This window comes from Catenovulum sediminis (genome assembly GCF_007289895.1).
Lineage (GTDB): Bacteria > Pseudomonadota > Gammaproteobacteria > Enterobacterales > Alteromonadaceae > Catenovulum > Catenovulum sediminis.
In genome coordinates this window covers 3,616,458-3,639,165 of the sequence record NZ_CP041660.1, presented here as the reverse complement: position 1 = coordinate 3,639,165, position 22,708 = coordinate 3,616,458, and the positions used below count along the sequence as shown (strand labels likewise).

Sequence of the window (22,708 nt, the reverse complement as noted above, 5' to 3'; positions counted from 1 at the left end):
AAATAATAACAATTGATTTAGCTCAGTTTGTCGACTGGGTTATCACATGCGGAGCGCGTAAGTGACCCGACAGCTTGCAGTTCACGATAAGTGATTGGCTTAGGGTTGGAACTTTAAACAACTGTATACCAGTGTGTAGGATTAAAGATGACAACAACTCGCCGTACTAGCAAAAATAAAACTAGCGCAAGCGCTAAAACAAGCCGCAAAAAAACGTCAGCGGTTTCTGATGACTTAAAACAATTTGAAGTGACGACTGAAGAATTCAAGGACTGCGTGGTCAAACACTTGCATGTTACATTAGGCACGGACGAGAACAAAGCCAGTAAAAAAGCTTGGTGGAATGCCACTTGTGCCGCGGTCAACGAAATTGTTTTTGAACGTGTCACCAAAACACAAAAAACACATTATCAAAAAGACACCCGAGCCGTTCATTACTTTTCTTTAGAATTTTTGATGGGCCGTTTTTTGAAGAATAACCTGACAAGTGTTGGTTTAACAGATATCGCCAAGCAAGCTTTAGAGCAGCTAGATTTGGATTTTAACGAGATCTGTGAAGAAGAACCGGATATGGCACTGGGGAACGGTGGTTTAGGCCGTTTAGCTGCTTGTTTTGTTGACTCATTAGCGACGTTAGGATATCCGGCTATTGGCTATGGTATCCACTATGAGCATGGTTTATTTACCCAAGAAATTCAGCATGGTCGTCAGTTAGAGCGGCCGGATTCATGGCGTGAATATGGTAATCCATGGGAAATCTGCCGACCAGAATCAATCCAAGAAATTCCCCTTTATGGTTATGTAGAAACCAAGTACGACGAGGGTGGACACATTCATAAAGAATGGCATCCGGGCCGAATTATTAAAGGTGTACCATGGGATATACCTGTGGTTGGTTATGGTGCTAAAACCGTTAATATTTTACGATTATGGGAGAGCCGCGCTTCGGACTTTTTCAACTGGGATGTATTTAATGCGGGTGGTTACCTAGATGCTCAAGTTGAAAACGTGCAGGCGGAAACCATTTCAAAAGTATTATACCCAAATGATAATACCGAAGCGGGTAAAGAATTGCGTTTAATACAGCAATACTTCTTTTGCGCATGTTCTATTAAAGATATTATTAGACGTTATAAACGTGCACATGGTAATGATTGGAGCAAGTTTACAGAGCAGGTCGTCATCCAATTAAATGATACTCACCCAGCGGTCGCGATTCCGGAGTTAATGAGAATTTTGGTAGACCGTGCAGAAATGCATTGGGATGATGCTTGGGCAATCTGCCAAAACGTATTCGCTTATACCAATCACACCTTATTACCAGAAGCTTTGGAAAAGTGGTCTGTTCGATTATTCGAAAAAGTATTACCACGTCACCTAGAAATCATTTATGAAATCAACAGTCGTTTCCTAGAAGATGTCGTTGAACCAGCATTCCCAGACAATGATGAGGTAAAAAGGAAGTTATCTATTATCGAAGAAGGTCATGAAAAAATGGTTCGAATGGGTAACTTGTCGGTTATTGCTAGCTTTAAAGTAAATGGTGTTGCTGAGATCCATTCACAGTTGGTCAAGTCTGATTTATTCCCCGAATTTAATCAAATCTGGCCTGATAAACTCACTAACGTAACCAATGGTGTTACACCAAGACGTTGGCTAAAATCTTGTAATCCGGCGCTATCAAAATTGATTTCCGAATATGTAGATGATGATTGGCCCGTACATTTAGATAAATTGCAGAAACTGAATGACTTTGCTGATGACAGCAAATTTCAAAAAGTCTTTATGCAGATAAAACATGACAATAAAGTTGAATTGGCTAAAGTGATTAAATCCTTAACCAATATTGAAGTGGACCCAACTGCATTGTTTGATATTCAGATCAAACGTTTACACGAATATAAGCGTCAACAGTTGAATCTGATACATATCATGGCTTTATATCGTCGTTTGTTACAAAACCCTGATTATGATATGCCAAAAAGAGTATTTATTTTTGGCGCAAAAGCTGCTCCTGGATATTATATGGCAAAGGAAATTATATATGCTATCAATAAAGTAGCGGATAGAGTTAACAATGACGCACGTATAAAAGATAAACTGAAAGTGGTCTTTTTACCGAATTATCGAGTTAGCTTGGCAGAAAAAATGATCCCAGCGGCGGATGTATCTGAACAGATTTCTTTGGCAGGCAAAGAAGCGTCCGGTACAGGTAATATGAAGCTTGCTTTAAATGGAGCCGTCACCATAGGTACACTGGATGGCGCAAACATCGAAATTGCCGAAGAAGCAGGTGAAGATAACGTGGTTATTTTTGGCCTAACGGTAGAAGAAGTAAAAGCGAAAAAGGCAGCTGGCTATAATCCTTGGGATTACTACTATGCGAACGAGGAACTTAAAGCCGTACTGGATTGGTTTGATACAGACTATTTTACACCGGGCAAACCGGGAGAATTAGCAGAAATCAAACGAAGCTTATTAGACTATGGGGATACTTACCTCACTTTGGCTGATTATGCTTCCTACTCTGATGCGCATAAAAAGATAGACCGTTTATACCAAGACAAACCAACTTGGGCGCGAATGGCGATAATCAATACTGCGACTATGGGTAAATTTAATTCGGATCGTTCAATTCAGGATTACGTGAATAATATCTGGAAACTCACTCCGTGTTTTATTGAAGAATAAACTAATTATCCAGTCTTGCCGGTGTTTTCCCAATCATCGGCGAGCTGGATCACAGCCTTACTTGAACCTTCATTAGTTTTGTCTGCTTTATTTTGAATTTCATGCGATTCAATTAACTCATCATTTAAATGGCTGATGCGTTCAACTAAACCTGTAATTATTTGGTCTTTTAGTTGGTCTCTAACCTTTATAGGTAAACGATTCATGATGTTGTGATCGATTTGTATGACAACTGATTTTTCTAACGCTTTGACATGAGCTGTTCGAGGTTGATTCGTGATAAAGCCAATTTCGCCTACAAATTGCCCCGGTTCGATATAAGCTATCAATGCATTATTGGCATTTTTCGTTACTTCTAAGTGGCCACTTAATAATATATAAAAATAATGATCATTGTCGTTCTGACGAATAACGTATTCATCTTTTTCAACAATAAAAAAGACGACATCATCGGTTAAAAAGCAACTGCGCTCGCTTGCACTAAGGGATTGGAAAATGGGTATACGTGAAAAGATTTCAAGCTCAGTGAGCGCATTAATTTTTTCAATTTTTTTCATTTAAATCACCTCCTGTACTTTATTACAGTTTAGGCCAATTTAAACTCCATGGTGCGTTAATCCACTTTTTATTTTCATCGGTTGCGTTTGCGATTTTAAAAAGCGGGTGGTCTGGATTAAGCTGAACTTCAATTATTTGTTGTTGGTAGTGAATGCGCAATGCTTGTGCATGGAGGTATAATCTATCAGCGGACTGACCTTTGTAAATATCATCACCTAAAATTGCGCTGCCAATTGATTTCATTGCAACACGTAATTGATGCGTTTTTCCAGTATAAGGTTTTAATAAATAGTGGCGATATCCATTTCCCAAGCCAAACGAATAAAAATAGGTTTTAGCTGGATTATCCGTGCTTTTTGCTAACATCCAGCCTTTGTTGCGTGACTTTTTCATATCACCGCAAATTCGACCTTGTTTTTGCTTTGGCTTATTACCGGCGATCGCCCAATAGTATTTTTCAATTTTTGAAGCTTGAAACAATTGTTGAATATACTGTTCTGCAGCTAAGTTACGCGCAACAATAATAAGGCCCGATGTTTCTTTATCTAAACGATGAACCGGGTAAAGTTTTTCACTCGGGTAGCTGTGTTTAATCTGTGAAAAAAAACCAGCAACACCATTATCATCATGAAAATCCACACCTTGAGTTTTATTGAAAACATAAAAGTCAGGGTGTGTGTAAATAAGTTGATGAGGCATCAAGTGTTTAATTTGGGGAATTGGGGGAATTGGTGTTTTTACGTTTTTTAATACCAATACCTAAATATTGACCTTGCCATCGCGCGTAGTAAGTACCTGCACCAAACCACAGAGACACTAATATAAACTCTATTATTGCTAAAAATCGTTCACTTTCTGAAGCATAAACTAAAGTTAAACTATGTAAAAAATACAACATGGCAATAAAGTTTGCCCATGCATAAGTGTAAGGTTTTCCCGTAATTAAACCTTTAAACGGAATTAATAATGGGATCCCCCAAAGCGCCAAGACAAACCATTTGGATAAACCGTCCATGGGGGGAGCTAACCACAAATGCCAAGCTGGAATGAGTGCAATTAAACCAAGATATCCTGCTAAGGCTATATACTTAGCACGTTTTATTTTACTCTGTTGATCAGTCATGAAGATAATTTTTTCGCTATATTGGTCATGCGTTTACCTAGGGCAACAGCAAGTTGGATTTCAGTTTTATCAACTTTTGTTGATTGTTTGTGGCTCCAGTGCGTTGCCCCATACGGACTCCCACCAGATTCTGTGTTGTGTAATGCAGGTTCGCTGTAAGGCAAACCCACTATCAGCATACCATGGTGCAACAGCGGCAGCATCATACTGGTTAATGTTGTTTCTTGTCCACCATGTAAACTACCAGTAGAGGTGAAAACCGCAGCGGGTTTCCCCTCTAATGATCCTTTTAACCATAAGGTACTGGTTGAATCTATAAAATATTTCAATGCTGCGGCCATATTGCCGAAACGTGTTGGTGAGCCCAATATTAAACCATCACACTCAATCAAATCTTGATGTTCGGCGTAAATATCTCCTTCAGAAGGCACTGGTGCAGCTGTTTGCTGATGATCAGCTGAAACAGACGGCACAGTACGCATTCGAGCAATGCCGCCAGCAGCTTCGATACCACTTGCAATATGCTGCGCCAGCTGGCGCGTACTGCCATTGCGACTATAGTATAAAACCAGAATCTCAACCATTAATGAGCTCTAGTACGTTTTCAGGCGGCCTGCCAATAATTGCTTTATTGCCTTTCACGACGATGGGACGTTCTATTAATTTGGGGTACTCATTCATTAATGGTAATAATTCTTCATCCGTCATAAATTCATCTAGGTCAAGCTCTTTATAGATTAACTCTTTCTCACGGATTAACTGATGGGCGGAATCCAATCCCAAAATATCAACAAGATTACGTATAGTTTCAACAGACGGTGGGGTATTTAGATACTCAACAACTTCGGGTTGAATACCATTTTGCTCTAATAATGCGAGCGTTTCACGACTTTTACTGCAGCGAGGGTTATGGTAAATGATAAAGTCAGCCATGTTTAAAGCCTTTTAATATTCTCTTGTTCATTACGCAACTGTTTAATTCTGGCAGAGATTCGCTTTTTGTCTGTCTCTGATTGCCTGTCAATATAATTAAAAGCAGTATGCAGTTCATCAATTGCTTTGGGATATGCTAAAACTAATGCATATAGCTCAGCCTGAGCCTGATGGTACATTGCTCGGTTGCCAAGTTGTTTATATGCATCTGACATCAACTGCCAAGCCAGATAATGTTCTGGTTGGAGAATAATAAAATCTTTTAATATTTCAACTGCTTTCTGCGCTTGTTTGGCAGAAATCAGTGCGTTTGCATAGTTTAAAACCAATACTTGGTTATTTGGCATCAATTCTAATTTCATTGCCAATAAATCTAGAATATCTTTATATCGTTTTAAGCCTAACTCTATGTCTGTTTTTAGATCAAGATAATATAAATTGTTGCCTTGTTGTTGTAACAAGTCATCTATTATTTTACTGGCCTCGGTAAAAGCATCGGTTTTCATCAGAGCAAGTGCTAAGCCGTATTTATAATATGGATTTTCGCTTTGCTCTGGCTCGTTTAATTTTGCTCTAAAGTGCTCTACATGATAACTCGGCACATGCGTGTATAGCACCGCTGTTCTGACTTTAGCAAAATGAAATGCCGGGTTAGGACGCACGAATTTAGGTTCTAAGCCGTCAACGCGCGCACGAATATCACTCACTCGAGAGTCTGGTAATGGGTGTGAATACAGCATAGCCGGCAGTTTACTTGAGTAGCGGCTTTGTTCTGCTAAGCGGACAAAAAAATCACGCGCACCATTCGGATCAAAGCCAGCATCAATCATGATCCGAAGGCCAATCCTGTCGGCTTCTTTTTCATTGTGACGATTATAATTAAGCGCCATTTGCTGGCTACTGGCCTGCGCTGTCGTGATAGCAGCAGCACCTGCGCTGGGATCTGCCATAGCGATTAATATAGCACCCAGTAATGAAGCAATTGTTAATGGCGCATTTCTTTGGTTTTCTTCAATGGTTCTTGCTATATGACGTTGTGTTACGTGCGCGATTTCGTGCCCAATAACAGAAGCCAATTCAGATTCGGTTTCTGATTCTAGTAAAGTCCGGGTGTGTAGTGCAACAACACCGCCAAAGGTCGCAAATGCGTTAAGCTGTGGATTTTTGATTAAATAAAAATCAAATGGGTAGCGAACATCATTGGCTTTGGAAACTAATTTGTTTCCAAGATCATTGAGATATTCATCCAATAACGGATCTGAAATAACGGGGGAGGTAGCTCTAAGTTGCCGGCGAATAACCTGACCAATCACTTTTTCTTTTTCGATCGTTAAACTACCGGCGGCAACGGTTCCCAAATCAGGTAATTTATTGCCATTTGACACCGCGTTGACAGAGACACTCGACAACGCAACAGACAAACTCAAACAAAGTACAGACAACTTTTTCAACAAATTGAACACCTATTAATATACGAATCAAACTATCTGGATTATTTATTAGAGTCCCCGTTTGATAATTCGTTTCCTTTCAAACCACCTAATAGCAAATCGTCGAAATCTGCTGTCGCCAGTTTTTTCTCTTGTAGTTTAAAGTATTGTTCGATTGATACGCCGTCCACTTTAACGACATCGACATGTTTTTGCATATATTCAATCAGTTTATTGACACAATGCATCGCATGGAAAATCACCGCCCGGTCTGCAACATCACCGCGCTGAAAATAATAGTCAATAAACTTGTGTAATTGGTTTACTCGACCTAGTACTTTCATGGTGCCTGGATCCCAGACTACAAATTCCATTAAACGATGATTTCGGACATATTGGTCTATTTCCTTGTCTCTTGCATAAGGAAAACAATGCAATTCAAACCCACGCTCGGTAAAAAGTTGGTAAATTGCTATACGCGGTTTTTTATCAACATGTATTTCGTTATTTGCGTCAATGTAGCCACCTAATAATTCAATATTCCAATTGGTAGGTTTACATATCTTTCTTAGAGCATTGTCAAACCCCATCGCATGAATACTTTCTAACTCACTAACTGATGAAGCAATCATATGATAAAAGGGCGGTAAATCGCCCCAATTAAGTTGGCGTTTAAACTTGTTAATGTCTTTTAGAGTTGGGTTTTCCGGCAAAGCAGATTTACCTAATGAGTTAGACATCGCTAGACACGTCCTCGTTAATGCCAATTGATATTAAATCATTGACTAAAATATTTTGTTACAATAAAGCATGCATTCTTTTTAAGCACCAGACAATGTTAATTAAATTAGACTGCCGTCATATGTTTTGTCCAATGCCGTTGCTGCAACTTAAACTAAAACTTAAAGATTGCCAAGCTAGCGATACGCTAGAGCTTTGGATCTCAGATAAGTCATCTTTAAAGGATATTCCAGCATGGCTTGAATTTAAAGGTTATAGCGTAGAAATTCTTGAAGTTGAACCACATCTATACCGATTACGTATTAAATTAGGCAAGGGTAAATAAAAAGGGTAAATAAAAATAAGTTTTTTAATATTTAAACAATTTCAATATCTAGCCGATAATAAAGATAGTCATTTAATCATTTAAATGAGGAGGCAAACGATGAACATGGACATGATTATTCCATTTATGCCACGTGTGGTTCAAGATAAATTGAAGCCACCCCGTTTAAATGTCGCCAAAATATCAAAAGAACCTAAAACGTCTCAAGAAACCCGCGAAGAAAAATATTATAAGCACCGTCTTGCACACAAAAGACACGAGCAGCTGTCTGATTCCGAAACCGCAACAGAGAGTGATGAAAAGGATACTCAAGAAAAACAAAAATCAAACGATGAGCGACATCACCATATCGATATTTTGATATAAGCTAAACTGGATATTTAGCGTAAAAACTGGATAATCTACGCCTCTTGAACAAACGAGGCGTTTTTTTTTGACAGAGCTAAGTCATATATTTTCTAATCAAGGTGCGTTGGCGAAAACAATAGATGGTTTTCAGCCGAGAAGCGCTCAGCTTAAATTAGCTCAGTCTTTTTTAGACGCTGTTGAAAAACAGAATTTACTGATAGCGGAAGCCGGTACAGGGACGGGTAAAACCTTTGCGTATCTTATCCCGGCTATCATCAGTGGCAAGAAAGTTATTGTCTCAACGGGTACTAAAAACTTACAAGAGCAATTATATCACCGAGATTTACCCATCGTTAAAAAAGCCTTAAAGTCGACGGTTAAAACTGCATTATTAAAAGGGCGGTCAAACTATTTGTGTTTACATCGCTTCAGACAGCATAAAGCACACCCAATGCTGCAAGATAAACAATTGCTTAGCGACCTAAAACAAATAGAAAAGTGGGCAAACCAAACCCAATCAGGTGATGTTGGAGAGGTCACGAAAATCGCGGAAGATTCTCAAGCGATTCCTATGGTCACCAGTACACTTGATAATTGCCTTGGGCGAGAATGTCCAGACTACGAAGATTGTTATTTAGTTAAAGCGCGTAAAAAAGCAGCTGATGCAGACTTGGTTGTAATTAACCATCATTTATACTTTGCAGACATGGCGGTAAAAGACACGGGATTTGGCGAAATTGTACCTGACTCTGAAGTAGTCGTTTTTGATGAAGCGCATCAAATTCCTGACATTGCCTGTGAATACTTTGGCGAGCGCTTATCAACTCGGCAATTGGTCGAGTTGGGCAAAGATATTGAGACTGTCTATCGCACAGAGCTGAAAGATGTGAAACAGCTAGGTAAAGCCAGCGAAAAGTTGATCACTGCGGCGCGTCAATTTCGTCTGGTTTTTCCACAAACGCCTGAAAAAGGAAATTGGCGTGAAAAAGGTCAATCAGAGATATGCCAACAAGAGCTGCAAACACTTGAGCAAACGATTGAATTTACATATCAAGTTTTAAAAACCCATATTGGTCGCAGTAAAGAGGCAGATCATTGTTTTGAACGTATATTTGAAGCTAAAAGTAAAATAGATAGGTTAACACAGTGGCAACTCAGTGATGTTAGTTTATGGTATGAGACGACCCCGCGCCATATCAGTTTAAATCTAACTCCCTTATCCATTGCAGATAAATTTTCAAGTTTAAGAAATGATAAAAAACAATCTTGGTTAATGACGTCAGCGACATTATCTGTTGATGGTAAGTTTGAACATTTTACCGAGTTACTTGGCTTAGTTGATTATCAATCGTTAGAATTGGAAAGTCCATTTGATTACCCTAAGCAATCGATGTTATGCATTCCTCGTTATATGCCCGAACCCAATGATAGAAATGTATTAAATGTATTGATTGAAACTGCATGCGAGCTAATCCAGGCGAGTAAAGGACGCTGTTTTTTCCTTTTTACCAGTTACCGCATGATGAATATGGTCGCTGCTCGGCTTAAAAAACGAATCGATAATCCGATATTTGTGCAAGGCGAAGTACCGAAGCGTAAATTGTTGGATTTATATTTAGCCGAACAAGATCCGGTTCTGCTGGCTACTGGGAGCTTTTGGGAAGGGGTAGATGTTCGAGGTGACGCGTTGCAATGTGTTATTATTGATAAGCTGCCGTTTGCTTCACCAGATGACCCATTAATTCAGGCGCGTATCGAAAACTGCAAACGAAAAGGGCAAGATGCTTTTGCAAAAATACAAATCCCACAAGCTGTCATTACCTTAAAACAAGGTGCTGGCAGGTTGATCCGCGATGTACAGGATAAAGGTGTTTTGGTGATATGCGATCCAAGGTTAATCTCTAGGCCTTATGGTGAAATTTTCGTACAAAGTTTACCTAATATGCAAAGAACGCGAGATTTAAAGAAAGCCTGCGCATTTTTGTTAAATGGCAATAAGACAGTAAACAAAGAGAGTGAATAATAATGACCCGTATACTCGCATTAGATACTTCGACAGAAGCTTGTTCGGCAGCTGTCATCGCCGATGGTAAAACTTTTGTGGAATTTGACGTTTGTCCTCGCGAGCACAACAAGCGTATTCTTGCCATGACAGATTCAGTACTCACACAAGCCAACTTAAAACTTGCAGATGTTGATGTGATTGCCTACGGACAAGGTCCTGGCAGTTTTACAGGCGTTAGAATCGCAACTGGGATTGTTCAAGGATTGGCTTTGGGGGCAGACAAAGCAACCGTCGGCGTTTCTTCATTGCAAGCCATGGCCCATAGTATTTTTCGAACCTCTGGGCAAACGCATATTATCAGTGCGATCGACGCGCGTATGAATGAAATTTATTTAGGCGCCTTTATCATTGAAGAACAGGGTTCTGTACAAACCGTTATTCAAGATACTGTGTGTGATGCCCGAAATTCACTGAAAGCGTTAGACAGTCAAATAGTATGGCAGGCAATTGGCACGGGTTGGCAAACATATCATGCAGAACTTAGCCAGCAAATTAACGCACAAGTAAGTACACAGTGTACCTTTCCGAATGCATTAGACATTGCCCTAATCGGATTAAAGAAATTCAGCGAAGGTGACCAGCAAAGTGCAGCACAAGTTTCGCCTGTTTATGTACGTGATCAAGTAACATGGAAAAAACTGCCGGGGAAGTAAATTCCCCCGTAAATAACTGTTAGAAAGTGGTATATAACAATCTTTTCTAATAAGGCATAATCACGATGTTTGCTGTTTACCTATACTAAATCATTAATTTAAATAAATATTCTATTTATCAATTACTTTCTGACTTAATTTTCACCAAACTTATGTCATTTAACTTGGCCGTTTTATTGACTATGACTATTAAATCTACTATTTCTAGTAGGTAGACAATTCCGTTAATTCAATATTTAAGTATGTAATTTAAAACATTCTGGGCGCTGTTCACTTGAAGGATTAAGATATGAAGAATGCATCAAGAGTTATATTGGTTGAGGATGATCGAGTAACTCGAGAGCTTATCGCTGGTTCACTTGAAGTATATGGTAACTATCATATATCTGCTTACGACAATATGACTGAAGCATATAATCAGCTGCTCAGCGAAAGGTTTGATCTTGCCCTGTTGGATATCGGTTTACCAGACGGTTCTGGTGTGGATTTGCTACGATTGATACGTGAACATGATACCCCTATATCATTGCCTGTTATCATCATCAGTGGAAGCCGAAATAACAAGCAAATAGTGGCATGCCTTAAACTGGGTGCCAATGACTTTATCGGTAAACCAATTGATATTGAGATATTAATAGCACGTATCCAGAATTTGTTAATAATTCGTCAGTTAGATGAAGATATTAACAAAGCAAACGAACGTTTCACGTTAGCGGCGAAAGGCTCTAATGATGGTTTGTGGGATTGGTTTATATCCAGTGGGGATGTTTATTTTTCTAACCGATGGAAAAACATGTTGGGCTATGATGCCAGCGAATTTCAAAATGAATTTGATGCGTTTTTAGACAGAATTCATCCAGACGATTTGATTGAATTCAATCGTTCAATGCGCTTTCATTTAGAAGGTATTAGCAATAATTTTGAAAAAGAATGTCGGATAAAGCATAAAGACGGATCATACCGTTGGATGATGATACGAGGCGCTGCAATCCGCCATGAAAATGGCAAAGCCTATCGTATGGCTGGTTCAATGACTGACATTACTAATCGCAAAATAATTGATCCTTTAACCAATACGTTAAACCGCTCCGCATTTTTAGACAGGCTAGAGGTTTTAATTCAATCAACGCTGGATAACCAAATTAAGCGTTTTTCAGTCATCATGATTGCAATCGACCGATATAAACTGATTAGTGATTCGTATGGCCATCATTTTGGCGACACCATGGTCTATGAGGTTGCTAATAATTTATCTGCGATTATTCCGCCATCAGAAGTCCTAGCACGGGTAGATACTGATAAATTTGCGATTACAGTTCAAAACCCGCAAAGTTTAGAAGCAATAAAAGACTTTCTTGAGCATAAGATCATGTTGCCACTGCGTGTGCCATTAGTCATTAATGACAGAGAGATTCATTTAACCTTTTCTGCCTCTGTTTTATACGATACCGACAGTTATACCAATGCGTGTGATATGTTAAGAGATGCGGATATTGCTTTGCATAATGCTTGGTTGTTGGGCAACCAACAAATCAATGTTTTTCAGCCTAAGCTGCAGATCTCATTAAAGGATAAAGTGGAATTAGAAGAAGATTTACATCGAGCAATTGAACAAGATGAGCTCGATGTTTACTTTCAACCTAAGGTAAATGCTAGCGGCCAAATACAGGGTGCTGAAGCATTGGTTCGCTGGCAACATCCAGTACGCGGTGTGGTCTCTCCGATCGAGTTTATTCCGCTGGCTGAAGAAACCGGCCTGATAAATAAAATTGGTTATCGTGTAATTAAACTCGTTTGCCAGTGTCTAGAAAATTGGCACACAAAGAATATTCAACTACCGGTTGCAGTAAACCTATCTGCACGGCAGTTTTTAAACCCTAGTTTATTAAAAGAAATTTGGAGTAATTTAAATACGCACTCGGTAATGCCAGAGTTATTGGAATTAGAGGTAACCGAGTCATTGTTATTAGAAAACTTAGATGCAGCACTGCCGGTGCTTAATTCATTCCATCAGGATGGAATCAAAGTATCTATCGACGATTTCGGTACTGGGTATTCTTCATTGGCTTACTTAAAAACATTACCACTCAGTACGTTGAAAATAGATAGATCGTTCATTAAAGACTTACCGCAGCAAACAGATGATTGTGCAATTGTTGAAGCGATTGCGTTTATTGCCAAAGCATTAAAATTACAAGTGGTTGCAGAAGGTGTAGAAACCATTGAACAGCTTAAGTTTTTATCGACGATTGGTATCACAGTTTTTCAAGGTTACTATTTTTATAAGCCAATGCCCGTTTTAGAGTTTGAACGGTTGCTTGTTGCGCAATCACAAAGTAAGTCCGCTATCAAAGAGAGCACTTGTCGTGAAAATTAAAGTAGATACACAAAATAATTTATAGAAAAGATACATGTTTACTTTTTAGCTTGCAGTAAGTTTTATTGGTTGTGCTAAACGCAAAAGGAAGGGTATGAATCCATGTTTCAAAGACAGTGATATTCATTTACTGATCGTAGAGCAAAATCATCAGGATTTAACTTTGGTTAAAGATTTTCTGCAACCTCTTGGTATTACCATGATTACTGCAAATAACTGCAGTAATGCGATTCAGTTAGCCGTTCAAACGCCAAATTTATGTTCAATCATTTTTACAACGCCTCTAGAGGATTTGAAAAGTCAAGAAATTGCTACTTTTGTTAGAAAAACGCCGGGTTTAGAAGTCACGCCGATAATTTTTCTCACCTCTTTATCAGAAAATTCAGACGAAGTTAAAGCAACGTCTAAATTTCAAGCAGTCGATTTTATTTTTAAACCAATCAAACCGCATCTAATACAAAATAAGGTACAAATACTCGTAGAACTTAAAAAGTCTGAACTATTGTTAAAACAGGCTGATGCTGAATTGTCCCACTGGCACCATTTATTTGAATCTGTTTTTAAATATGTACCAATTGCGATTGTGATAGCCGACATTAAAACGTCCATGATTGAATCCATTAATCAAACGGCAATGAATTGGTTTCAAACAATCGACAATACACGTGAACAACTCAAACAAATTGATAATACAATTGCTACACAAAAGTTTACTGCAAAACTTACGATTGACTTATTACTTCATGAACAGGTAAAAAAGTGTGAAATTACACGTGAAGAAATCAATACTCAGTCTGGAATAAAAAGGTTATATATCATAAATGATATTAGTCGAGCAGAAGCGGCGGATAAAGCAAATGAAGCCAAATCTTCTTTTCTTGCCAACATGAGTCACGAAATTCGAACCCCATTAAATGGAATATTGGGGATGACTTCATTACTTGGTAGAACTGAGTTACAACCAAAACAACAAGAATTTGTAAAAACAATCCGGCTGAGCGGTGAACATTTACAAGCATTAATTAATGATATTTTAGATTTTTCTAAAATCAGTGCTGGCAAAATGACATTAGAGTACACAACGTTTGACCTTAACGAAGTGATAGAAGATTTAATAATGACATTTGCTGCAAAAGCACAAGAAAAACACATTGAGTTAACTTACCTTATTAAACCTGAAGCGCAAATAAGCGTTAGTACAGATGAAACTCGCTTTAAACAGATTGTGGTAAATTTATTAAGTAATGCAATCAAGTTTACCGAGGACGGAACAGTACACTTACAAGTAAGATTAAAATCTCAACGAGCTCCAATGTTAAGCGTGTCTGTTAAAGATACAGGCATTGGAATTGCCCCAAGCCATCAAAAAGCGTTATTCAAAGCTTTTGTTCAAGCTGAAGACTCTACTTCTCGCAGATTCGGAGGTACCGGTTTAGGTCTTAGTATCTGTAAAAAGCTGGTTACTTTAATGGGGGGCGAAATAGGTGTTAAAAGTGAGCTGCATAAGGGATCAACTTTTGAGTTTAGTCTGCCAGTTGAAATAGTTAATCGTAATCCAAAACATTTTACCAAAGGTATTTTGCCAGAGTTGGTTGAGAAAAACATTTTAGTTGTCGATGACAATTCGACAAATCTAATGGTGTTGAGGCAATATTTTGATGGTTGGGGAGCAAGTGTAACCTGTATAGATAACCCCCAAGCGCTGATAGAAAAAGAGATACAGATAACGCATTTTCATTTGATATTGCTAGATTATCAAATGCCAGAATATAACGGCGTGCAATTAGCTAAACGATTGCGAAAGGAATATGGTGTTGATTGCCCTAAACTTATTTTATGTTCATCTTCTAATGACATAAAAATTACAGCCGATATATTTGATGCCATCATTTATAAACCCGTGCGTGCATCTATTTTATATGATTCTGTCATTAACACTTTGTACAATGGCTGGACAGCGGATGCGGCTAAAAAACAAATAAAACCGCGACGAAAATTGAAACAAATCGCCAACACGTTTCCTTTAAATATTCTGGTAGCAGAAGATCATCTCGTCAACCAAGAATATATGCGATATCTTTTAGATGAATTGGGCTATTCGTGCGAATTTGCTAATGATGGGCAAGCTGCATTAGAGCTAATCGATAAAAAGCAATTTGATGTTGTCTTAATGGATGTCTTAATGCCCGTTTTAAATGGTTTTCAAGCCACTCAAGAAATCAAGCAAAGATACAAAGAAAAAAGCCCTCAGATAATAGCAGTGACTGCAAACGCGCTTAAAGGTGATAAAGAAAGATGTTTAGCGGCCGGAATGGATGCTTATATTGTTAAACCCGTTGAAGAAGAGCAATTAATTCGATGTTTAAAAAAGGCCTATAAAAAACTTAACAAAAACAAAAAAATGGATTTGAGGAATTTGGATAGTAATCAAAACGTACAATTTGAAACAAACGAAGCCGTCTTGATAGATAAAGAGCGCTATTTACGGATTCCTGAGCCCGTTCGTATTAAACTGAATAAATTATTCATACCCGAAGCTGAAAAAGATTTATTTGCGCTTGAAAACGCGTTAAAACAACAACAGCATGATGTAGTACAAAAAATAGCGCATAAACTAAAAGGCTCGGCAGCCAACTTAGGTTTGGTCAAGTTATCTGAGGTTTGTTACGAATTTCAATTATTAGCAGAAAAACAACAGAATGCGAGTGTTGAATCCGTTGAGCAACTGAATCAGGTCTTCCTGCAAAGCAAAAGCGCATTAGCAAGTTTTGTTGACGAAAATTAAAAGGTTTTATGTTTAATTCTAAAAGGCACTGGTTTTATTTTAATTTAATTCTATTGTTGCTCCTGCATTTTATTCCTTTTCTGTCAGTACCAATAAAATGGTTTGAAACCTATTTCCATGAGTTAAGTCATGGTCTGGCCGCTATTCTAACCGGCGGGGAAATAGTTAATTTAAAAATCAGGTTAAATGGCAGCGGAGAGTGCATAACGAGAGGTGGAATGGCTTTTATTATTTCTTTTGCAGGCTACAGCGGTGCAGCATGCTTTGGGCTTTTATTTTCGAAAATATATTTGTCGTGCAAAAAGAATCTAGTTACGCTCGCTTCGTTGTTAGTATTCATTAGTTTAATACTTGTTACTATATTATACGTTAGAGATTTAATTACGTTCGCTATTTGTACGTTTATTCTGATCTTAATTTATTGCAGTATGCGATATTTAAAGTTAAAGCAGAAAAATATGCTAGGCTTATTTATAGCGATGAGCATTATATTTAACGCAATTAAAAGTCCATTATACCTTTTTGATGGTCAGCACAGAGGTGACGGCGCACGATTAGCTGATATGACATTTATCCCTGAATTTATCTGGATTGCAATTTGGTTTTCGTGGGGGGCTCTGATGCTGTTTTATTTATGGAGAAGTCTTTATGCAAAGCATTTGTAATCTCTGGCGCACGCTTACTGTGTTGCCTTTATTATGTTTATCTGCCTGCAGCATGGTGCCGGACAAGTTAAGGGTACCTGACGGTACGCAGTTGATTAACTATACAGAAGTTAGCCAAGCGCCAGAAAATTACTTGGGGCAGCAAGCAAGATGGGGCGGCGTTATTGTATCGGTTAATAATTTAGAAACTAAAACCTTGCTAGAAGTTGTGCACTTTGAAACCTATTCCAGTACAAAACCCAAACCCAAAGATGATTCTGCTGGCCGTTTTAGAGTTTATATCAATAGATTTTTAGAACCTGGGATTTATACAGAAGGGCGCTTAGTCAGTGCGCTGGGTAAGATTGCACCAGCAGAAACAGGCAAAGTAGACAAACACACTATCGTTTACCCTGTATTACAAAATGCTGAAATTCATTTGTGGCCAGAGCAAGACAAAGAGTTCAAACACGATTATTGGCGAGACCCATTTTGGCCATATTCAAGCCGCTGGTATTGGAGTCGTTATCACTACCTTCAACCTTATTATATTCCGTTAGATAAAAAACAGCGTAACCGCAAAAAGCGAAAAAAAGCACCAATGGTTCAATAAGTTGGATTTGATAGAACAAAAGGTCAAGTTGTTTGATGGAAGAGAAATCAGTTGTTTAGCTAATTTCTCTTTATCATCTGAGCAATTTGTGAATGAACAATCTACCAAGGCGGTTAACTTGTGTGTCCATGGTTGGTTGGATAATGCAGCAAGCTTTATTCCGCTTAGCCAATATTTAACTGAATTACCCTTGATTGCATTAGATTTAGCCGGACATGGATTAAGCGCTCATCGCAGTGCTGATGCGCACTACCATCTAATTGATTGGGTTTATGATCTTCATCTTTTTATAGAAGCTTTGAACCTCACGACAATAAATTTAATCGGTCATTCTATGGGCGGTATGATTGCTTGTTTATACAGTGCAACATACCCGCAATCTGTATCTAACTTAATTTTGCTGGAATCAGCTGGCGCATTTACACAAGATGAGCGTTTCTTCGTGGATAACCTAAGACAAGCATTTGTAAGCCGCAAAGAAACACAAAAAAAATACCAAACAAATAAAAAAAGAGATGTTTCTGTGTTGCAATCTCTATATAAAACTCGCGCAATGCACAGCAATCTTAATATTGAGTTGGCGCGTTTAATCGTTGATCGAAACATTCGTGTTTGTGCACAAAAGTTTGTTTGGAAAAGCGATAAAAAGCTTAATACTTTATCGCCTATACGTTTAACAGAATCTCAAGCGCAGGCTATTTTTCGATCTATTGTCAGCCCTGTACTTATATTATTGGGAGATAATGGTTACCCCGAGATCAAAAAAAGTGCTGCAGAGCGGTTGCAGCTGTTTAACCGTGGCAAGTTGCAGTTTATTAATGGTGGACATCATGCTCATATGCAATCTGCGAAACAAACAGCAAAATTGATCAGAAATTTTATTAGTCGTTAATCTTTGTTGGAGCCTCAAGATTTAATATAAATTGCAAACACGCGTAGTCAATCATCCATCCTTAGCCTTACCATAATTCATTTTATACCGTTCAACATAATGATAAACTTGATGTTTTGATAAATTGATAGTTAAGAGGTTGGTTGTGGCTGGATGGCAAATTTGGGTAGATCGCGGGGGAACATTTACAGATATAGTTGCAATTGCTCCCGATGGTGAATTTAAATCACACAAACTCCTTTCCGAAAACCCAGCACAGTACCCAAATTCAGCGATACAAGGCATTCGCGATATTATGGACTTACCGCGAGAACAGCCGATTCCACAGGCACTTATCGAGCATGTAAAAATTGGTACCACGGTAGCTACTAATGCCTTATTAGAACGAAAAGGGGCCAAAACAGCGTTAATAACAACACGCGGTTTTCGCGACGCTTTAAAAATTGCCACTCAGAACAGACCTAACATCTTTGCACTAGATATTAAATTACCTGAATCTTTGTACCAGACAGTCGTTGAGATTGATGAAAGAATTCTGGTTGACGGCAAAGTTGAAAAACAACTTAAAATTGAAGATATACGGACACAACTGCAAACATTGAAGTCCGAAAACTTCGAGGCGTTAGCGATTGTCTTGATGCATGGATGGAAAAACCCGCAACATGAATTGGCATTGGAATTATTGGCTAAAGAGGTCGGTTTTAAGCAGATTTCATTATCCCACAGGTGCTCACAAACTATCAAAATTATTCCTCGGGGTGATACCTGTGTCGCGGATGCTTATCTTACGCCAGTGATGCAAGATTATGTCAGGCAAATTGTCGATGCCTTGGGAAATGTGCCTTTATATTTTATGCAATCAAGTGGGGCACTTTGCTCCGCTGATATGTTTCACGGTAAAGATGCTATTTTATCCGGTCCTGCAGGCGGTATCATTGGCGCGAGTCGAACAACGCAAGCATTGGATATAAAGAAAATAATCGCTTTTGATATGGGCGGCACATCAACAGATGTTGCCCATTACGCAGGCTCTTATGAGCGCAGTTATATCACAGAGGTGTCAGGTGTCAGAATCGCAGCACCTATGATGAATATTAATACAGTGGCAGCGGGCGGCGGTTCAATATGTCGTTATCAGGATGGGCGCTTTCAAGTCGGACCTGAATCAGCGGGCGCTTTCCCCGGCCCCGCCTGCTATCGTAATGGCGGGCCTTTAACTGTTACTGATTGCAACTTGATTCTGGGGAAAATTATCCCGCAAGCCTTTCCAAATGTTTTTGGTCCGCAAGGCAATCAAGCATTAGATAAAAATGCGGCTTTAGATAAGCTTAACCAAATACAAGCACAGCTATTGCAAGACAAAATTGTAAAAAGCATTACGCAGATAGCACAAGGTTTTATAACAATTGCGGTCGATAATATGGCTAATGCAGTACGTAAAATTTCAACTCAAAAAGGCCATGACCTAAAAGAATATACCTTAACCTGTTTTGGTGGCGCGGGGGGCAGCATGCGTGCCTAATGGCCGACAGTTTAGGCATGAAAAGCGTGGTCATTCATCCCTATGCGGGTGTATTATCTGCTTTTGGTATTGGTTTGGCTGATCAAGGCATCACTAAAGAAGTCAGTGTTCAAAAAACATTATCTGATAGAACGCTCGAAGAAGTCTCGATATTAGCAGACAGCTTACATGCTGAATTTAATAAAACCTCGCTTAAAACCAGAAGCAAAGACACTCATCTTGCTAAGCCACAATTTAACGTTCGGTTGCTAGTGAAATACCTTGGTTCAGAGGTTAGAATTGAGCTGGCACTTGACGAGTATCGACTCCTAAAACGTGATTTTGAAACACAACATATGCGCCAGTTTGGTTATCTGCAGCAAAACTGCGAAATTCAAATTGATGCCATGGTTGTTAGTTTAGTAGAACCATCTGAATCGAACCTAAGTGCAGTTACTGTTGAACCTATAGTCAGTTCAGTTGACAAACATTTGCCGGCAGATTCGCAATACACAATTCATTATCGAGAAAATTTATCAATCAGTGAAATAGTCTATGGTCCGGCACTGATTATTGAAAAAACAGGTACAAATGTTTTAGAGCCCGGCTGGAATGCTGAAGTCCTTGCCGACTACTCATTGCGATTTAGTCAGACGGAACAGCTCTCTAGTGAACTATCGGTAACAAAAAAACAAAGTAGAAAATTGGCGTTGGATCCAGTTCAGTTAGAGATATTTAATAATTTATATATGTCGGTTGCTGAGCAAATGGGGGAAATATTGGCGCGCACGGCACACTCTGTCAATATTCGTGAAAGACTGGATTTCTCATGCGCTATATTCAACGAAAATGGTGAATTGATAGCCAACGCACCACATGTACCTGTGCACCTAGGGTCAATGTCTCATTCAGTAAAAGCGATTATTTCTAAGGTTGACAAAATTTCTGCTGGAGATAGCTATTTAATCAATTCGCCATATTCAGGAGGCACTCATCTACCCGATTTAACTTTGGTTTCGCCTTTATTTATTGCAGGCATTGAGCAGCCGGTTATGTACTTTGCTTCACGTGCTCACCATGCCGATATTGGTGGAATTACACCCGGTTCAATGCCCGCTGCCAGTAAACATATTAACGAAGAGGGCATTTTATTTGATGGTTTAAAAGTTGTTGAGAATAACCAACTTTTAACTCAGGTGATTGATGAATATTTTTCCAAGGGGGCTTTGCCAGCGCGCAATATTGCACAGAATATAGCCGATCTAGCCGCACAGCAAGCAGCTAATATTGCGGGTCAAAAAGAGATGAAAAAGATATTAGAAAAATATGGGTTTTCATATATTCAACAAGTGACCAATGCCATTTTAGACAATGGTGAATTGGCCGTTAAAAATGCGCTTAAAACTTTATCCTCGGGCGCTTATCAGCTCAAAATGGATAGTGGCGCTGTTGTTGCCGTTGATATTAAAATAAATGATCAACAAGCTGTTATTGATTTTTCACAGTCTTCGCTACAGCAAAATTCCAATTTTAATGCACCGCGCTCCATTACAGATGCGGCAGTCATTTATGTATTTAGAACATTGGTCGATAAAAACATCCCTTTAAATGCCGGTTGTATGCGTCCGCTGAAAGTGATTGTAAATAAAGGCAGTATGTTAGACCCAGAGTACCCAGCAGCGGTCGTGGCTGGGAATGTCGAAGTGTCACAGGCGATTGTAACCAGCTTATTTTTGGCTTTGGGTGTACAAGCGGCATCACAGACAACGATGAATAATCTGTCTTTTGGCAATCACGCATATCAATATTATGAAACTTTAGCCGGCGGCACGGGGGCTGGTCACAATTACCATGGCACCGATGCAGTACATAGCCATATGACAAATTCGCGATTGACCGATCCAGAAGTTTTGGAGCAAAGGTATCCAGTGATATTGCGGCAATTTGCAATTCGTCAAAATTCAGGTGGATTAGGGCGCTTTAATGGTGGAAACGGTTTAACCAGAACAATACAGTTTAATCAAAAAATGACAGTCAACATACTTTCAAATTCCAGAATCGTAGCACCGCCAGGATTGTTTGGCGGGCAAGCTGGAAAGTGTGGCAAAAATATGTTGCATACGATTGATGGTAATACAACCTTGTTGGCAGAAAACTGCGAGCTGGAAGTTAAAGCGGGTGAGTCATTAACCATAAAAACGCCAGGTGGTGGTGCTTATGGCGCTTATGAAAATTTATAAATCAGGATTCAGAACGTGGCTCAGTTTCGTTGTAAGCAATTTTTAGTCGAACAAAAACATTGTGGGATGAAAGTTTCCACTGATAGTCTAATCTTGGGCAGTTGGAGTAACGCTTCTTGCTTACCTGCTGGCAGAGTTTTAGATATAGGCGCCGGAACTGGCATACTTTCTCTAATGCTGGCGCAAAAAACAGCCGATAATGTTGAAATACATGCGGTTGAAATAGAAAAAAACGCGATATTAGATTGCCAGAAAAACTTTTATCAGAGCAAATGGTCGCAACGGCTACGCTTATTACATACCGATATAAAAGCGTTAGCTACAGATAATAAGTATCAATGGATTATTTCCAATCCGCCTTATTATACTGCGGGTCAAAAATTTGAAACACAACGGATGTTGGCAAGACATCAACAAGAATTAACTTTTCAACAGCTATTAACATGTGTCAGTGCTCTAATTACGCAACAAGGAAGTGCTGAATTTATCTTACCCTATGCCAATCTAGATTGCTTTGTTAAAGAAGCTTCAAAGCTTGAACTTCACCTAGTTGCCCGTTTAAACGTTAAAACAGTCGAAGATAAAAATGAGTATAAACTAGCTTGTCTAAGATTTAGCAAAAATAAAACTGAGTACAGCCAAGATGAATTGGTTATTTATCAACAGAATAAGCAGTATACGAAAGCATACAAAGCACTTTGTCAGCCATATTATTTAAATTTTTAAATAACTTTAGGGTATCAAAAAAGGTGCCTAAGCACCTTTTTGTTTAAATTAGGTCACGCACAC

General features: G+C 38.8%; 19 protein-coding genes and 1 pseudogene. 13 read left to right on the top strand and 7 right to left on the bottom strand.

Annotated elements, in window-relative coordinates; translation table 11 throughout:
* The first annotated feature begins 147 nt into the window (after window positions 1-147).
* Window positions 148-2,691, top strand: coding sequence for a glycogen/starch/alpha-glucan phosphorylase (locus FNT16_RS15395; protein ID WP_143872416.1), 2,544 nt, complete (start codon window positions 148-150; stop codon window positions 2,689-2,691).
* 5 nt (window positions 2,692-2,696) lie between these two features.
* On the opposite strand, the gene FNT16_RS15390 is transcribed toward FNT16_RS15395, so the two are convergent.
* From FNT16_RS15390 to FNT16_RS15360, 7 genes are read right to left on the bottom strand one after another with little or no spacing between them, the layout of a single operon-like run.
* Window positions 2,697-3,248 carry a cyclic nucleotide-binding domain-containing protein gene (locus FNT16_RS15390; protein ID WP_143872415.1) on the bottom strand — a complete coding sequence of 184 codons (552 nt, stop codon included), beginning with the start codon at window positions 3,246-3,248 and terminating at the stop codon, window positions 2,697-2,699.
* 22 nt (window positions 3,249-3,270) lie between these two features.
* Window positions 3,271-3,948 carry a TIGR01621 family pseudouridine synthase gene (locus tag FNT16_RS15385; RefSeq protein ID WP_143872414.1) on the bottom strand — a complete coding sequence of 226 codons (678 nt, stop codon included), beginning with the start codon at window positions 3,946-3,948 and terminating at the stop codon, window positions 3,271-3,273.
* 7 nt (window positions 3,949-3,955) lie between these two features.
* Window positions 3,956-4,372, bottom strand: coding sequence for a DUF2069 domain-containing protein (locus tag FNT16_RS15380; protein ID WP_143872413.1), 417 nt, complete (start codon window positions 4,370-4,372; stop codon window positions 3,956-3,958).
* Window positions 4,369-4,956 carry an NAD(P)H:quinone oxidoreductase gene (gene wrbA, locus FNT16_RS15375; RefSeq protein ID WP_143872412.1) on the bottom strand — a complete coding sequence of 196 codons (588 nt, stop codon included), beginning with the start codon at window positions 4,954-4,956 and terminating at the stop codon, window positions 4,369-4,371. The genes FNT16_RS15380 and wrbA overlap by 4 nt, the downstream gene beginning before the upstream one ends.
* On the bottom strand, window positions 4,949-5,305 hold the full coding sequence (gene arsC / locus FNT16_RS15370) for an arsenate reductase (glutaredoxin) (RefSeq protein WP_143872411.1): 357 nt from the start codon (window positions 5,303-5,305) through the stop codon (window positions 4,949-4,951). Before arsC ends, wrbA begins: the two co-directional genes overlap by 8 nt.
* A 2-nt stretch (window positions 5,306-5,307) precedes the next feature.
* Window positions 5,308-6,768 carry a beta-barrel assembly-enhancing protease gene (gene bepA / locus FNT16_RS15365; protein WP_143872410.1) on the bottom strand — a complete coding sequence of 487 codons (1,461 nt, stop codon included), beginning with the start codon at window positions 6,766-6,768 and terminating at the stop codon, window positions 5,308-5,310.
* A gap of 29 nt (window positions 6,769-6,797) precedes the next feature.
* The gene (locus tag FNT16_RS15360; RefSeq protein ID WP_143872409.1) at window positions 6,798-7,475 is read right to left on the bottom strand and encodes a hypothetical protein; all 678 of its coding nucleotides are present in this window, start codon (window positions 7,473-7,475) and stop codon (window positions 6,798-6,800) included.
* Window positions 7,476-7,570: 95 nt separating this feature from the next.
* Here FNT16_RS15360 and FNT16_RS15355 point away from each other — a divergent pair, with 95 nt between their 5' ends.
* From FNT16_RS15355 to FNT16_RS15305, 12 genes and pseudogenes are all read left to right on the top strand, one after another.
* On the top strand, window positions 7,571-7,801 hold the full coding sequence (locus tag FNT16_RS15355) for a sulfurtransferase TusA family protein (RefSeq protein ID WP_185976612.1): 231 nt from the start codon (window positions 7,571-7,573) through the stop codon (window positions 7,799-7,801).
* A gap of 99 nt (window positions 7,802-7,900) precedes the next feature.
* Entirely contained in the window at window positions 7,901-8,167 is a 267-nt protein-coding gene (locus FNT16_RS15350) for a hypothetical protein (protein WP_143872407.1), read from the top strand.
* A 67-nt stretch (window positions 8,168-8,234) separates the two neighbouring features.
* Window positions 8,235-10,172, top strand: coding sequence for a DNA repair helicase YoaA (gene yoaA, locus FNT16_RS15345; protein ID WP_143872406.1), 1,938 nt, complete (start codon window positions 8,235-8,237; stop codon window positions 10,170-10,172).
* 2 nt (window positions 10,173-10,174) lie between these two features.
* The gene (tsaB, locus tag FNT16_RS15340; protein WP_143872405.1) at window positions 10,175-10,867 is read left to right on the top strand and encodes a tRNA (adenosine(37)-N6)-threonylcarbamoyltransferase complex dimerization subunit type 1 TsaB; all 693 of its coding nucleotides are present in this window, start codon (window positions 10,175-10,177) and stop codon (window positions 10,865-10,867) included.
* Window positions 10,868-11,156: 289 nt separating this feature from the next.
* Window positions 11,157-13,244: an EAL domain-containing response regulator gene (locus FNT16_RS15335; RefSeq protein ID WP_143872404.1), complete on the top strand. Its 2,088-nt coding sequence runs from the start codon at window positions 11,157-11,159 to the stop codon at window positions 13,242-13,244.
* A 94-nt stretch (window positions 13,245-13,338) separates the two neighbouring features.
* Complete coding sequence (locus FNT16_RS15330) at window positions 13,339-16,029, top strand: response regulator (protein ID WP_143872403.1); 2,691 nt, start codon at window positions 13,339-13,341, stop codon at window positions 16,027-16,029.
* Window positions 16,030-16,037: 8 nt separating this feature from the next.
* A complete protein-coding gene (locus tag FNT16_RS15325; protein WP_143872402.1) occupies window positions 16,038-16,694 on the top strand; it encodes a M50 family metallopeptidase in 657 nt (218 codons plus the stop codon).
* Window positions 16,678-17,286 (top strand): Slp family lipoprotein, encoded by a 609-nt coding sequence (locus FNT16_RS15320; protein WP_143872401.1) that lies wholly within the window; start codon window positions 16,678-16,680, stop codon window positions 17,284-17,286. The genes FNT16_RS15325 and FNT16_RS15320 overlap by 17 nt, the downstream gene beginning before the upstream one ends.
* 1 nt (window position 17,287) lies before the next feature.
* Window positions 17,288-18,178: an alpha/beta fold hydrolase gene (locus tag FNT16_RS15315; protein ID WP_185976611.1), complete on the top strand. Its 891-nt coding sequence runs from the start codon at window positions 17,288-17,290 to the stop codon at window positions 18,176-18,178.
* 145 nt (window positions 18,179-18,323) lie between these two features.
* Window positions 18,324-19,726: pseudogene (locus FNT16_RS20865) on the top strand (hydantoinase/oxoprolinase family protein); the annotation flags it as partial.
* On the top strand, window positions 19,700-21,919 hold the full coding sequence (locus tag FNT16_RS20860) for a hydantoinase B/oxoprolinase family protein (RefSeq protein ID WP_246072241.1): 2,220 nt from the start codon (window positions 19,700-19,702) through the stop codon (window positions 21,917-21,919). The pseudogene FNT16_RS20865 and the gene FNT16_RS20860, both read left to right, overlap by 27 nt.
* Window positions 21,920-21,934: 15 nt before the next feature.
* On the top strand, window positions 21,935-22,645 hold the full coding sequence (locus FNT16_RS15305; protein ID WP_143872399.1) for a tRNA1(Val) (adenine(37)-N6)-methyltransferase: 711 nt from the start codon (window positions 21,935-21,937) through the stop codon (window positions 22,643-22,645).
* Window positions 22,646-22,708 lie beyond the last annotated feature (63 nt).